Source organism: Lapidilactobacillus achengensis (genome assembly GCF_003946655.1).
Taxonomy (GTDB): Bacteria; Bacillota; Bacilli; order Lactobacillales; family Lactobacillaceae; genus Lapidilactobacillus; species Lapidilactobacillus achengensis.
The window spans coordinates 1-14,407 of the sequence record NZ_RHOV01000015.1; the positions used below are offsets into that span (position 1 = coordinate 1).

The following is a 14,407-nucleotide window of genomic DNA, read 5'->3' on the forward strand; positions in this document are numbered from 1 at the left end:
TCGCTAAGAATAATCTCACCGCTGAGCCACACGTCCTGAGGCGGTTGCTAGGCAGAATTGAGCCTATCTGCAATCGAAGTTGAGTATTCGACGAAGTGCATTTGCAAGTAAGCGGTCAAACAATCGCCCTTTTTGGGGTGTAAGGCAATGCCAACTGATTTGGATTAGGAGACCGGTATACTTTGCGTAGGCTGAACATCTCCACTCGTTTTCTTAACAATCCACGAGTGGAAAGCCGATCGATTCAGTTGATTCGTCAAGATTCTGCTTGAGTTCATCAAACAAACTGCACTGGGGTCACCAATTTAAAGCTGGTGACCACTAAACACGGTCGTCGATTGCGTGGCTCCTCATCAATTGGCCAGAGCTTGCCAGATGGCGTGAGTGCTCAAGCGACTGTTATAACGTTGAGCGGCTGGAGCGGAGAAATTCGGGGTGAGATCGCCGTGTCGTTATTCTTAGCGGCTTTGCCGCTTAGAATAAGGCTCAGCTTTGAGATTCGCGGGTTTTGCGAAGCTCAAAGTGACGCCCACAGCGAGCTCACCCCGAATTTCGCAGCGCAAGCTGCGGGCAATCTACTTTCAAGACAGCTTAAGCAATAACAACCAACGCTACCAAGCGGATGATAAACAATACACGATAACGGAGGAAAAAACATGAGTACACATATTGGCGCCGAAAAAGGTGCGATCGCTGAAAAAGTTTTACTACCAGGTGATCCCCTGCGCGCAAAATATATTGCCGAGAATTTTCTGACTGATATCCATCTTTATAACGAGATTCGGAACGCTTTTGGCTATACCGGTCTGTATCGCGGCGAACGGGTCTCCGTTCAGTCGACTGGGATGGGGATCCCGTCGATTTCAATCTATGTGAATGAATTGATCCAATTTTACGATGTCCAAACGCTGATTCGCGTCGGCACTGCTGGCGGCTTAGGCCCAGATGTCAAAATTCGCGACGTGGTGATGGCTCAAGCGGCTTCGACCGACTCTGCCATTGTCAATAATACCTTTGGCCCTAGCATCAATTTCGCTCCAGTGGCTGATTATGAACTGCTGGCAAAAGCAGTGGCGGTGGCGAAACAAGATGGCATTCGTTATCATGTCGGTAACGTTTTAGGCGAGGATCGGTTCTACAATGACGAGATCGACATGCCAAAATTGATCGATTACGGCGTTTTGGCGACCGAGATGGAAACACCAGCCCTATATCTCTTGGCGGCGAAGTTCAAACGCCGCGCGCTGGGCGTCTTCACGGTCAGCAACCACTTGATCACCGGCGAGGAAACGACTGCCGAAGAGCGGCAAACTTCCTTCAACGACATGATCAATATTGCGTTGCAAACAAATTAACACTGATTTTTAGCATCTGAAAAGAGTATCCAGACCAATTTCGGTCCGGATACTCTTTTTTTGCAATCTGGGTGGGCATGGCGTGGTGGATGTTGCGCTCGATCGTTGGAGGAGCGTGATTTGAATCGTTTCACGATTTACTTGCTGGTCCACTTATTTTCCTAGGAGGAACTTAGAAATGAGGAAGCCACAAGCTCCAACGGCGCCATCCAGGTCGGTATAGGGTAGCGCGACGAGGTGTTGGGAACGTTCGAAATTTGCCAGGCTAATGTTTTGTTGGATCTTTTCTTGAAGCAGGTCAAAAAGCTCGGCATCGTTGAATAATTCGCTGTGAAGATAGATTGTCCGGCAATCAATCAACAGGGAAATATTCTCTAACGTGATCGCGAGATATTTGAGTGCGTGTTGCAGAATGTTATTGATGCCGTCATCGCCGAGGTGATACGCGTTGATGATCGTCTTGATATTGATCTCGTTTTGATCATCGATTAGTTGGTGCAGATAAGTACCTTTTGTATGCGAGAAGAGTATTTTAGCCTTTTTGATGATCCAGGCCTCACTGGCGTACGTTTGGAGGCAGCCACGTTTCCCACATTCACATAACTCCCCATCTGGGTTGACGGTAGTATGCCCAATTTCACCAATGCGCTGATTCTGACTCCCATAGATCTCGCCTTGATACATATAAGAGCAGAACATGCCGCGGCTAATATGCAGATACAGGAAATTACTGTCAGTTTGCGAAGTTTTGAGAATGCGCTGAGCCTTGGCCATACTTTGAACATTATTCTCGGAGAATACAGGGATGTCGAAACTCTGGGCAATTTGCAGGAGATCGAATTGATTCCAAATCGCGTTGTTGGTCAGTATTTTGTTTTGCTTGGGGTCAAAGTGACCGGGCAAAGCAATCCCGATCGCTGTTGGCTGGTAGGGTAAGCATTCATGATAAAACTGCTTCAACAGTTGGAGATAATCGTTACTTGAATGATCGGTAAAAGCATGTGGTGGTTGAAAACTGACAATGTTGCTTTTGACCACGGTCCCTAGATTGTCGGTTAGGCAGAACGAGAAGTATTTCTCCGATAATTCTGACCCAATAAAGAATTGTTGGTTAGCAACGATTTGCAAGAGAATCTTGCGCCGGCCAGATGTTTGTTGCTGAATCTCTTCGCCAGCCTCCGTCACTAATCCGGACTCGATCAGACTTGCGGTGATCGCACTAGTGGTCGCCGGCGTGATTCCGGTGAAATTAGCAATATCGATTCGGGAAATGGGACCTTGTGTATAAATGACGTCGATCACTTTCGATTGCAACGCCTGCTGCTTTTTTGTTATTTTCATTTGTCTTCCTCTACTTTTGGGAACAAAACTGATGATAATTATTAATTATAATCAAATAATGCTTAAAAGTCAACTGAAAGCGGTTGACAAATTATATTTTATAATCTATTCTTAACGTGTTAATGACAATTTGTTATTATTTATCTCGCTTTATCGACGAGCTATTCGGCCGATTTCTCGTCGCCACTACTATTGTTAATGGAATTATTAGCGTATTTGGATATGATTCAGTTATTTGAATTAGTTTCAAAATGTTATTATCAATCATGAAGGAGCCCTAACCTTGAATAAATTAATGGATCGACTACAGAAATATTTATTGCCGCTGGCTATCAAAATTGGTAATTTGAAGTTCTTGGTAGCATTGCGGGATGCTTTTATCGGGACGATGCCCGTTGTCATGACAGGGTCATTAGCAATCCTCTTTAATGCGTTCTTAGTGGATATTCCCGACCAATTCAATTTACCTGCGATCACCACCAACATGCAATGGTTGGTTGATATCAATAACTTGGTCTTTAAGGGGAGCTTGGCAATCGTCACCCTGATGTTTGTGGTTTCCTTGGGTGTCAATGTCGCCAAGATTTATCAGGTTGACCGCTTGTCGGCTGCGCTGGTCACATTATCATCATTTGTGATTTCATTGGGTCAGTCGATGTCGACCACATTTGCAGTGTCAGCGAATAAATTAAGTGCTTTAAAGAAGTTGTTGCAAGGTGTTGATGGTTTATCAGTGGGGAAAGATGGTTTGACCGCAACGATCAGCGGCATGATCCCGGCTGGGCAAATCACATCCAATGGCTACTTCACCGCTATTATTATTGGCTTTTTGAGTTCGATCATCTTTTGTAAGATCATGAATAAGAATTGGACCATTAAGTTGCCGGCATCAGTGCCACCAGCGATCGCCACGCCTTTCATGTCGATCATTCCTGGTTTTATCGCGATGTATTCGGTGGCGATCTTATCGCATTTCTTCCAAATGTTGACAGGTAAGTTGATCATTGACTGGATCTATCAGGTTTTGCAAACGCCATTATTGGGGATGTCACAGAATTTCTTTGCCGTCTTAGCTGTTTCCGTGTTGACCCAACTCTTCTGGTTCTTCGGGATCCATGGTGGCAATGTCATGGCTCCGATTATGGAAGGGGTCTTCGGCGTAGCGATGTTAGCCAATTTGGATGCTTATCAGAATCATAAACCAATTCCTTATATTTGGACAAGTGTTTCCTTCGGCGCCTTTGTTTGGTACGCGACTTTAGGATTACTGATCGCGATCTTCTGGAAGTCTAAGAACAGTCATTATCGTGAAGTTGCCAAATTAGGGATCGCCCCCGTGATGTTCAACATTGGCGAGCCAGTCATGTATGGCCTACCAACTGTTTTGAATCCGATCATGTTTATTCCCTTTATTCTGTGCCCTGCGGTGATGACGACGGTTTCGTACTTTGCCACGAAGTTGGGGTTGGTCGCACCAGTGACGCAAAACGTGACTTGGGTAATGCCACCAGTGCTATACGGCTTCTTCGCCACGGCGTTTGATTGGCGGGCAATCGTTCTATCACTGGTTAATATTGCATTGGCGACGTTGATTTACTTGCCGTTTGTCAAGATGGGTGACAATGAGGAACTTCAACAAAATGTCTAATTTTGAAATTAAAGATCAATTCTATTTAAACGGTCGTCCCTTCAAGATCTTATCAGGTGCGGTGCACTATTTCAGGATCCACCCCAGTCAGTGGCAGGATACATTGTTTAATTTGAAGGCGTTGGGTTTCAATACGGTGGAAACCTATCTGCCGTGGAATCTTCATGAGCCCCAAGAAGGCTGCTTCGATTTTGCCGGTATTAAAGATGTGACGAAATTTATTGAAATTGCTGATCAGCTGAAATTGAAAGTGATTTTGCGACCGTCCCCATATATTTGTGCAGAATGGGATTGGGGCGGCTTACCGGCCTGGTTACTTAATCAACCTGGACTGAAAGTGCGCACGACTGACCCACGTTTCTTAGCGGCTGTGGCTGCTTATTATCATGAACTGTTTAAGCGACTGACGCCTTATCAAGTGACTCAGGGTGGACCAGTTATCATGATGCAAGTTGAAAACGAGTACGGCTCGTATGGCAATGATCACAGTTATCCGCGAGCAATCGCAGAAATGATGCGTGCCGAGGGGGTCGAAGTTCCCTTGTTCACGGCAGATGGCACTTGGCCCGAGGCGCTGGATTCAGGAGCGCTGATCGATGATGATATTTTAACGGTTGGGAACTTTGGCTCGGCCGCGCAGGAGAATTTAGCTGTTTTGGCTGATTTTCAACGGCAACACCAGCAGAAGTGGCCCTTGATGTGTATGGAATATTGGGACGGTTGGTTCAATCGCTGGGGTGAACCGATCATCCGCCGTGACGCGCCTGAATTCGCGCAGGATATCAAAGAACTTCTTGAGGTAGGCAGTCTCAATTTGTACATGATGCGTGGTGGTACGAATTTCGGGTTCTTCAATGGTTGTTCCACACGGGCCAACGATTTGCCACAGATCACGTCGTATGACTATGATGCCCCTATTACGGAATGGGGGGCGCCAACCGCTAAATACAATGCCCTGAAGGCCGTGATCCATGAATGTTATCCAGAGTTACCACAGGAACAGCCACGCCAACGGCACTACAAGCAATATCCAACGATCATTGCCGATGGTGCCCTGGACCTGACCACCGCACTCCACAGTGGACACTTTACCTTTAAGAACAGTCAAGAAACGCAACCAATGGAGGCACTGGGTGGCGGTTACGGTTATGCCTACTATGAAACCAGCGTGAAGAATTATGGTCACCCTGAGAAAATAAAATTAGTTCAGGCAGCGGATCGGGCCCATATTCTGATCGATAATCAGACGCTCACTTGTCAATATCACGAGACCCTTGGTGACACCGTTGAGTATTCAGGCACTGGTGCCGAGATACAGATCGGTATTTTAGTCGAGAATCTCGGTCGCGTTAATTATGGACCCAAGCTCAACGCGCCTTCTCAACATAAAGGCATCGCCGGTGGCGTAATGATCAATAATCATTTTCATTCTGGTTGGCGGCAAGTGGCTTTGGACTTTAGTGCTGAAATGGTCGCTAATTTGGACTTCTCGGCGGAACTGCCCAATCGAAACAGTCCTAACCAACCGCGTTTCTATCATTTTCACTTTGCGATCGAAGACTTTAGCGATACCTTCATTGATTGCCGCGCTTGGGGTAAAGGTTGTGTGATCATCAACGGCTTTAATTTGGGACGCTATTGGTCTGTAGGTCCGACCAATTATTTGTATGTGCCCGCCGGTTTACTTAAGCCGGATAATGAAATCATTGTTTTCGAAACCGAAGGAAAGCGCGTTGATCAAATCGATTTTTCCGCTAAGCCAATTTATTAAGATTAGTTGCGTCAAAATATAGCTGCAGGAGTTGAGAGTTTGAAAAGATTAATCAGCGCGGACACCTCCGAGCTTTTGAAAATGAACCGCTTTGAGTTGAAACAAAGTATTGCGGCCAGCGAGGGTCGCACGCTGCTCTCTGAAAATGTTGCCGGTCGTGAGGCCGTTGTTGCCGATATTACCAGCACCGAGATTGCCCATGCTTTTGGGGCTGATCTGGTTTTGCTAAATGGTGTTGATGTGTTTGAGCCGGTTATTTCCGGGCTTCCAGAGCAGGGAAAGGCGAACAACATCGTGGAACAGCTACACCGATTAGCAGGTTGTCCGATCGGTGTGAATCTCGAACCTGTCGGGGAGCTAAGCGAAATGGTCGAGAATCAAACACCGATTGCTGCCGGTCGTCAATTGAGTCAGGCAACGCTTCAGCAAGTAACACGGCAACAGTTTGATTTTATTTGTTTAACGGGTAATCCGGGAACGGGCGTGACGAATTCGACGATCGCCCGCAGCATCAGGCTAGCGCGTGATAATTTCCCTGGCTTGATTATTGCCGGGAAGATGCATAGTTCTGGGGTCAGCGAACCTTTGATCACGGCGGATCTTGCTCGGACGTTCTTGGCAGCAGGGGCAGATATCGTGCTGGTCCCTGCGGTGGGGACCGTTCCTGGCGTGAACCAGCAAATGCTGACGGAAATTGTCACAGCAGTGCATGCCCAAGGTGGTTTGGTGATGAGCGCGATCGGCACCAGTCAAGAAGGTTCCGAAACCGATGTGATCAAACGAATTGCGCTGACCAATAAAATTTGTGGTGTCGATATCCAACATATCGGCGATGCCGGATTTGGAGGTGTTGCCCCCGTTCAGAATATTATTGCTTTAAGCGATGCGATTCGTGGCAGTCATCACACGATTTCACGCATTGCACGCTCGATCAATCGTTAGTTTGTTGCACCAGTTTCGCTGGCCTGCAATCAAGCTGACTTCTAAATAATTGCCTAACCCAGAATCTTTTCCCAAGTAGAGGTCGCCTCCTCTATTTGGGTTTTTTTTGATGTCATCAGGACAATCAGAACTTGTGTCCCGCTGGCGCTAATGCCACTGATTCAGGCGCTTGCCAGCAACGACGATTTCGGACAGTTAGAAGCCTGATGCTATCAGTTTTTATTGACTGAATCATTATAGAAAAAATTGGTAATGTTGTCGAAAGGCGCGGTGTTTATTGGTATACTTGAAGTATTACCTGAGTTAGGGGAGGAAAATCAATGATTCAGTTTGATAAAGTTACGAAAAAATACGGCGATAAAGTGGCGTTGGATGAATTAACGTTGAAGATCAAGTCGGGCGCGATCTTCGGCTTCTTGGGGCACAACGGCGCTGGTAAATCGACCACGTTGAAAAGTTTGGTCAGTATTATTGAACCGACCAGCGGCACGATCACGGTGGACGGGTTGGATCTGGCGACCCAGCGGCACGCGGTCAAAGAGAAGATCGCATATGTGCCAGATATTCCGGATATTTTCATGCAATTAACGGCCAATGAATATTGGAGTTTGATCATCGCTGCTTATTCCTTGGACGCCGAGGCAGTAGCGGCACGGCGGCAGGAGTTGCTGGATCTGTTCGAGATGGCGGCGCATCAATATGAAACGCTGGCGAGTTTCTCCCACGGGATGCGCCAGAAAACAATCATTATTGGCGCTTTGTTGCCAGATCCGGACATTTGGGTGTTGGATGAGCCCTTGCAAGGGTTGGATCCTCAGGCGGCTTTCGATTTGAAAGAGATGATGAAGGCGCACGCGGCCAAGGGCAAGACCGTGATTTTCTCGACCCACGTTCTGGACACTGCCCAACAACTATGTGATGAGTTGGCGATCTTGAAGCAAGGCGAGATGATTTATAACGGCTCGGTGGCGGACTTGTTGGCGGCCCATCCCCAGGAATCTTTGGAGACGATCTATTTGCAGATGGTCGGGCGACAGTCAGCGGAAGGGCATTTGGTGGCAGACCTGAATGGTGAGCAACATGAATAAACGCCAACTCAGCGTCCTGACCCAGGTCAATTTGCGCCTGATCAGTCCTCAAGTCACTGATAAACTGCGGAAGAAGGGTAAAGCAGGAAAGCGGCTGACCAAAAGCTTGCTGAATCAGTACATCTCATCTGGATTGATTTTCATTTTGATTTATGGCTTCTTGATGTTGAGCCTGGACTTCCACAAGTTTCCCGGGATCTTCACCTATTACGTGGCCTTATTTGTGTTGCTGGGGGTGACCCAAGCCATCAGCGCGATTTATAATATCTTCTTCGAAGGCGCGGATCTGCCAGGTTATTTGCCGCTACCTTTGCGTAATTTAGAAATTTTCCTCGCTAAAATCATCGTCGTTTTGATCGGGGTGATTCCGTTCATCCTGCCAATGGTGATTATTTTCTTCATGCTCAGCTGGCGTGCGGGGATCGTGATCCCCTTGGCCGTCCTGTTGGCCCTGGTCATCTTTATTCTGTTCACGGCGGTCGTCTTGGCAGCGTCGAGCTTGGTCGTTTTCGGGTTGACCAAGACCAAGTTCTTCCAGCAACATAAGGAAACAGCGACCAGTTTGTTGCTGGGCTTGACCATGATCTTTATGATGGTGGGGATTTTCTTCACCAATATGAAGTCTAGTTCCGCCGGCGCGAACACCATTGATACAAAACCGCTCCAGATCTTCATGCCCTTATATCATTTGCTCGCCCAACCACTCAGCGGTGCCGGTTTGCTGGGGTTTGGTATTTTCGTGGCGCTATTAGGAATTTTGATTCTGGTGATTCGTCAATGGATCTTGCCGGATCTGTTCACGCAATTGACTCAGTCCAACACCGATATGGGTGGTGGCACGCGCAAACACCGACTACCCAGCGGTTTGCGGCCACTGTTAGGCTTTTATAATCGTCAATTGTTAAAAGAACCCAATTTGATCATGCAGGTTATTTCGACGACCCTGATGGCACCCTTGATTTTCTTGATGTCCTTTGGTTTGGGTGGCCGCATCAACTTAAGTCGGTTATCATTTTATCCTTGGTTTGGCGTTTTCTTCGTGGGTGGTATTGTCCTCGCAACGATGATCACCGACAAAGTTTCCTTCGTCGCCAACTTGATTTCATTGGATAAACAAAACTACGAATTCATCCAGGCGCTGCCCTTGTCGCTGAATCGTTATCTGCGGGAGAAATTCCGCCTTGGTTTTCTGATCCAAGCCTTAATTGGCGCAGTGGTGGCGCTGATCGCCGCCTTCGTGGTCCACATTCCGCCGCTACTACTGGTGATGACGCTCCTCGGCGTTGTCTATGGCGCCTATTATTTGAGTCATTATTACTTCATTCGTGATTTCCGGCTGCACTTGCCGGACTGGACCAACATCAACCAACTGTTCAGTCGCGGTGGCGGGAACTTCGCTTTAGTGCTCGTTTTAGGTGGCAGTATGATCCTTGGCGTCTTAGCTGTGGTTGGTTATGCGTCTGCGGTCACGGTGCAGCCGATTTGGGCGAATGTGATCGCCGCGGTGATCTTACTGATCGTCGCTGGGGTGTTGTCACGGTATTTCCAACGGTCGTTTTGGCGGCGCTTGGATTGATTGTAATGATTGGATTGAAAAAACCGTTGCATTTTGACGGTTTTTTTGTTTGATTGCGGGTTTGGTGGGTGTTGCGCATGAGCGCAACCGGGTCGGGCCATTTGTGCGGCTGGAACGCAGTGGGCGTCGTTTTGAGCCAATCCGCAAAGTGCGCGGCTTGTCTCAAAATCGAGCCTTATTCTAAGCGGCAAAGCCGCAAAGAATAATTTCACTGCTGAGCCGCATGGCCCGACCCGGTTGCTGAACAGAACTGAGCTTATCTGCAATCAAAGCGAAGGATTTGACGAAGTGGTTTTGCGAGCTAGAGGTCAAAACAATCGCCTTTTTTTGGTGGTACAGTAACATCAACAGATTTGGATTAGGAGATCGGTATACTTTGCGTCGGCCGAACATCTCTTTCCGTTTTCTTAACAATCCACGAGTGGAAATCGACCGATTCGGCCGATCCATCAAGAACTTGTCTCAGTTCATCAGGCGAACTGTACTGGTGTCACCAATTTAAAGATTGTAACCACTAAACACGGCCGTCAATTCCGTGGCTCCCCATCAATTGGCCATAGCTTGTCAGCCGGCGTGAGTGTTCAACCGGCTGTTATAACGTTGAGCGGCTGGAGCGGAGAAATTCGGGGTGAGATCGCCGTGAAATTGTCCTTGGCGGCTCTGCCGCTTAGGACAAGGCTCAGCTTCGAGATTCGCGGGTTTTGCGAAGCTCAAAGTGACGCCCACAGCGAGCTCACCCCGAATTTCGCAGCGCAAGCCGCGGCCACGCAACTTTTTATCAAGCTTGCCGCGCCCAGAAGTCAGCGAGCTTGAGGGCCAGTTCCTGCGGCGACCGAGCCAGTTGCGCTCGCTGCCAGTGCGGCGGAAACAGCTGCCGGTAACGCCCACTGGCAAACCGCTGATCGATCAACAAGATCACCCCGCGATCCGCCATGCCGCGAATGACGCGCCCACTGGCTTGCAACACGTTGTTGAAGCCGGGCAGCTGATAGGCGTAGGCAAAGCCCTGACCGTTTTTCTCCTGATAATAATCCCGAAGTAGGTCGTTTTCCAGACTAAGCCCGGGTAGGCCCACGCTGACGATCGCCACGCCAATCAGCCGGGTCCCTTGCAGGTCGATGCCTTCCGAGAAAGCGCCGCCGAGTACGGCAAAACCGACCAGCGTTTCGTCAGGGTCATGGGTGAAAGCGGCCAGAAAGTCTTGCCGGATTTTTTCACTGGAGCCAGCTTCTTGCTGAATGATTTTCACGTGGGGGGCCGCTTGACTGAAAGCGGTGGCGACTTGTTGCAAGAAGCCGTAGGAAGATAGGAAAACAAGGTAATTGCCAGTGCGGGCGCTGATCATTTGTAACAGGGTGTCCACGATTCGGGGCAGGTTGGTTTCACGCTGGCGATAGGTGGTTTGCACGTAATTGGTGATCCACAAACCCTGGTGTTCCGGCGGAAAAGGTGAGGTGATCCGGTAGATCAGGCTATCGGGATCCGCGGCGGTCAGCGTTTCTTGGTAGTAGCTCAGTGGCGTCAGTGTGGCGGAAAACAGGATCGCCGCATCGCCCTTATGAAGCGAAGTTTGCAAAAATTCACTGGCATCCAAACAACGTAAAGTGATCTTCAAAGTCGGGGTAGTGGTGACAATCGTTTGATAATTTTCACCATAGAAGTCGTAAATTTTCAGGAAAGTGTTCACCGCAAAAAAGAGATTTAAGACTGATTCATGAAACTCGGATTCTTGGTGGTCTTGCAACCAAAGACCCAGCTTCTCCAGAGACCGGTACAGGAGCTCGATGAAGTCCTCATCGGGTTCGCTTAAAAGCGCCAAGTCAGGTGTATCGCCGCGTTTGGCATTGCCACCATATTTCTGGGTCAGCAGTTGCACGGTGATTGGCGGTTTTTCGGACTCGTTTTCAGGTTCCGTTTTAGACTGTTCAAGTTCGTTTTCAGATTCATTTTCAGGCTCGGTTTGATTTGAAAAATCTGTTTCATTTTCCCGGGCATGGCCGCCTGTTTCATCATGGGTCACATCGCTGGTTTGACTAATTGCCGTGTCGTTTTTTCCATCATTGGCGCCAGCGCCTGTTTCCTTGTTTGTCGCATCGCTTTCACCCACATTAGTGGCGTCATTTTCCTCACCACCAGTTTCAAGCTTGGCGGCCATGCCCGGGTCAATCGTTGTTTCGGTCCGCTTGGCGGGCTCCTGATCTTCAGCTCTTCCAGCAACCCTTAGCGGATTAGTTTGCGTGCCTGTTGGCGTTGCTGGTTGTGCGGGGCTGATTTTTGCTGGCGCTAGTGCAACGGACTGCGTAGGATCAACTTTTGCCGGTGCGGTCGGGGTTGCGTCGAAAAGTTGTTGCAGCGTCTTGAAGCTGGCTTGCAAAGGTTTCAGGGCGCGGCGCAATTGTTTCACGGCGGTGCTTTGGTGGCCGCGGATTTCCTTTTTGAGATGCTTGATCAGTTGCTCGTCAAGGCTACTGCTATACATTTCACGGCTGCGGCTGACTAGGTTGTGGGCTTCGTCGATCAGGAAAACACTTCCCGGCTGGGGGTCAGCGAAGAAACGTTGCAGGTAAACTTGAGGGTCGAAAAGATAATTGTAATCGCCGATGATCACGTCGGCGAACAAACTGGCGTCGAGACTGAATTCGAAGGGACAAATCGTGTATTTCTCGGCGTAGCGGTCGATGGTGGCGTGGTCCCAGCGGTTTTCGTGGGCGAACAGGTCCTTGAGGGCGTCCTTGTTGCGGTCGTAATAGCCCACGTGGTTGGGGCAATTTTGCGGTTCCAGGCCTTGTTGGACCATGAAGCAACTTTTGTCCTTGGCGGTGATCGTGACGCTTTTTAGTTGGGCGCCGTGATCGTTGAGCAGTTGAACGGTTTCTTCGGCGACTTGGCGGGTGCTGGTTTTGGCGGTGAGGTAGAAGATGCGCTCACTCAATTCGGCGCCGAAAGTCTTGACCGTGGGGAAAAGGGTGGCGATGGTCTTCCCCGTTCCCGTAGGCGCCTCCGCCAAGAGCAACTTCTGCGCGGCGATGGTTTTGTAGACCACCCCGGCGAATTGATGTTGCTGCTCACGAAAAGCGGGGAAGGGGAACGCCAAGGTGGCCGCTGCCGCATTCCGCCGCGCCCGCCAGCTGGAGCGGAGATGGAGCCAATATTCATATTCCGTCATGACTTTGGTCGCGAAATCATGTAAATCAGTCCGGGACCAAACTTGTTGTTCCCGGGTGATCGTTGCGGTCAAGGTCTGAAAATAAGTCAGTTGCACAGTGACCGTGGCCACGTCTTGTTTCTCCGCCAACAGCCAAGCGTAGAATTTGGCTTGGCCCCAATAGCGGGTCAAGGCGTCGGCGGTCAAGTCCGCGAAAGCCGGCTCGGAAGTCTTGATTTCGTCCACCAAAATAGCGCCGGAATCAGGATCGATCACGACACCATCGGCGCGGCCTTCAATCAAGTAGGCTGTGCCATCTAATTCAGTTTCATAAGTCAAGTGGACTTCTTTTTGGTAATCGGGACCGGCTTGTTTTTGCAAGCGGCGGTGGATCCGCGCCCCTTCCAACGCGGTGTGATTGCTGGAAGGTTGCGGTACCAGGTCGCCGGATTTTAAGGTGAATTCGATCAGTTCGCGGATGCCAAGTTTTTTTACCATAATCGCTCATTTCTAGGACTAGCATTTGAAGGTTTGATCCGACATCGTGTGGCGGGCCCACACCCGATCAAAGCGCATGCTTCAAGTGTAAGATAAATCACGCCAAAAGCCAAGCCGACACACCAGCAGGAGCGCGGCGCCCAGTGCAAAAAAAAGTTGGCGCAATGAGTAGTCGCCGGCGCCCGCAGATGAGCAAAGAGCTAGTAACGCCCCTGGCGTTACTAGCTCTTTGACTTAGAATGAAACAATGTATTGTTCGAAGACAGCTTGATAAAAGTTAACGTTGCCAATGGGCGTGTATTCGATACTACCGTTTTGATCACCTGGTGCGACCGCTCTGCCGCCAGAAGCGGTCGACGCGCCCCCGTAGTTGTAGAGATTACCGCGCAATAGGCAGACAGCATAATCGGAATCTAGCAGTAAATAGTCGGCTGATCCCGCATAAGATTTGTGGTTATAGGGTTGGAAGCTGACGTATTGGATTGTTTTGATTTTCTTGACAGGACCGGATCGATTGGCGGTGCAATAGAAATGCAGGGTGCCGATCGGCAGATCTTTGAGCGACTTTTGCACGTGGGCGGTGGTGGTGATGATGGCATAGCCAGTGGGGGCTTTGGGATCGGATAGATTGATGCCACCTTTGGTCTGATCTGGAAACAGCTGGTCTTCCGCCTCTTTCGATCTGAGATTTTCTCGGCGAGCCAGCGCCGCAATCATCTGGCTCCGTGAAGTTCGGGTCAGCTTGCCCTTTTTTTTCAGTAATGGGGTGCTGCGCAAATCGACGTTGGCCGGACCAGCTCGCTTGGTCCAAACCGCGAAACCAACGATCGCGAGGAGTAGCACACCGATGACGATCCTTTTCAGATTAGTTTTCAATCTTACCCACACCCTTCACGAACGACTTGGTTGGCGGTATCTCTGCGACCAATTATCGGGGCACAAAGCAGCCAATGGGGAGCACCGCCGTTGCGCCACGAGCTTCATGGACAGGCAAACTTGATGATTGCGACCGATCGTAAAAATTTGAAATACCATCCTTAGTT

General features: G+C 49.2%; 11 protein-coding genes. 8 read left to right on the plus strand and 3 right to left on the minus strand.

Annotated features, from left to right (window positions below; all coding sequences use genetic code 11):
* Nucleotides 1-314 precede the first annotated feature (314 nt).
* Both EKM94_RS08500 and deoD read left to right on the plus strand, forming a co-directional pair.
* Nucleotides 315-602, plus strand: a complete 288-nt coding sequence (locus EKM94_RS08500) for a hypothetical protein (RefSeq protein WP_125600412.1) — start codon at nt 315-317, stop codon at nt 600-602.
* A gap of 54 nt (nt 603-656) precedes the next feature.
* Entirely contained in the window at nt 657-1,355 is a 699-nt protein-coding gene (gene deoD / locus EKM94_RS08505) for a purine-nucleoside phosphorylase (RefSeq protein WP_125600415.1), read from the plus strand.
* 153 nt (nt 1,356-1,508) lie between these two features.
* Here the strand turns inward: deoD and EKM94_RS08510 are convergent, their stop codons facing one another.
* Entirely contained in the window at nt 1,509-2,696 is a 1,188-nt protein-coding gene (locus tag EKM94_RS08510) for an ROK family transcriptional regulator (RefSeq protein ID WP_125600418.1), read from the minus strand.
* A 295-nt stretch (nt 2,697-2,991) separates the two neighbouring features.
* On the opposite strand from EKM94_RS08510, the gene EKM94_RS08515 reads away from it, so the two are divergent.
* The 6 genes from EKM94_RS08515 to EKM94_RS08540 all read left to right on the plus strand — a co-directional run bounded on the left by EKM94_RS08515 (nt 2,992) and on the right by EKM94_RS08540 (nt 10,534).
* Nucleotides 2,992-4,344 (plus strand): PTS sugar transporter subunit IIC, encoded by a 1,353-nt coding sequence (locus EKM94_RS08515; protein ID WP_125600557.1) that lies wholly within the window; start codon nt 2,992-2,994, stop codon nt 4,342-4,344.
* Entirely contained in the window at nt 4,337-6,115 is a 1,779-nt protein-coding gene (locus tag EKM94_RS08520) for a glycoside hydrolase family 35 protein (protein ID WP_125600421.1), read from the plus strand. Before EKM94_RS08515 ends, EKM94_RS08520 begins: the two co-directional genes overlap by 8 nt.
* 39 nt (nt 6,116-6,154) lie before the next feature.
* A complete protein-coding gene (locus EKM94_RS08525; protein WP_125600424.1) occupies nt 6,155-7,057 on the plus strand; it encodes a DUF7916 family protein in 903 nt (300 codons plus the stop codon).
* Between the two features lie 320 nt (nt 7,058-7,377).
* Nucleotides 7,378-8,145: an ABC transporter ATP-binding protein gene (locus tag EKM94_RS08530; RefSeq protein WP_125600427.1), complete on the plus strand. Its 768-nt coding sequence runs from the start codon at nt 7,378-7,380 to the stop codon at nt 8,143-8,145.
* Nucleotides 8,138-9,721 (plus strand): ABC transporter, encoded by a 1,584-nt coding sequence (locus EKM94_RS08535; RefSeq protein WP_125600430.1) that lies wholly within the window; start codon nt 8,138-8,140, stop codon nt 9,719-9,721. Before EKM94_RS08530 ends, EKM94_RS08535 begins: the two co-directional genes overlap by 8 nt.
* A 573-nt stretch (nt 9,722-10,294) precedes the next feature.
* Nucleotides 10,295-10,534: a hypothetical protein gene (locus EKM94_RS08540; RefSeq protein WP_125600432.1), complete on the plus strand. Its 240-nt coding sequence runs from the start codon at nt 10,295-10,297 to the stop codon at nt 10,532-10,534.
* Here the strand turns inward: EKM94_RS08540 and EKM94_RS08545 are convergent.
* Both EKM94_RS08545 and EKM94_RS08550 read right to left on the minus strand, forming a co-directional pair.
* Nucleotides 10,500-13,364 carry a helicase C-terminal domain-containing protein gene (locus EKM94_RS08545; protein ID WP_125600435.1) on the minus strand — a complete coding sequence of 955 codons (2,865 nt, stop codon included), beginning with the start codon at nt 13,362-13,364 and terminating at the stop codon, nt 10,500-10,502. The genes EKM94_RS08540 and EKM94_RS08545 overlap by 35 nt on opposite strands.
* Before the next feature lie 234 nt (nt 13,365-13,598).
* The gene (locus EKM94_RS08550) at nt 13,599-14,240 is read right to left on the minus strand and encodes a hypothetical protein (RefSeq protein WP_125600438.1); all 642 of its coding nucleotides are present in this window, start codon (nt 14,238-14,240) and stop codon (nt 13,599-13,601) included.
* Nucleotides 14,241-14,407: the final 167 nt, after the last annotated feature.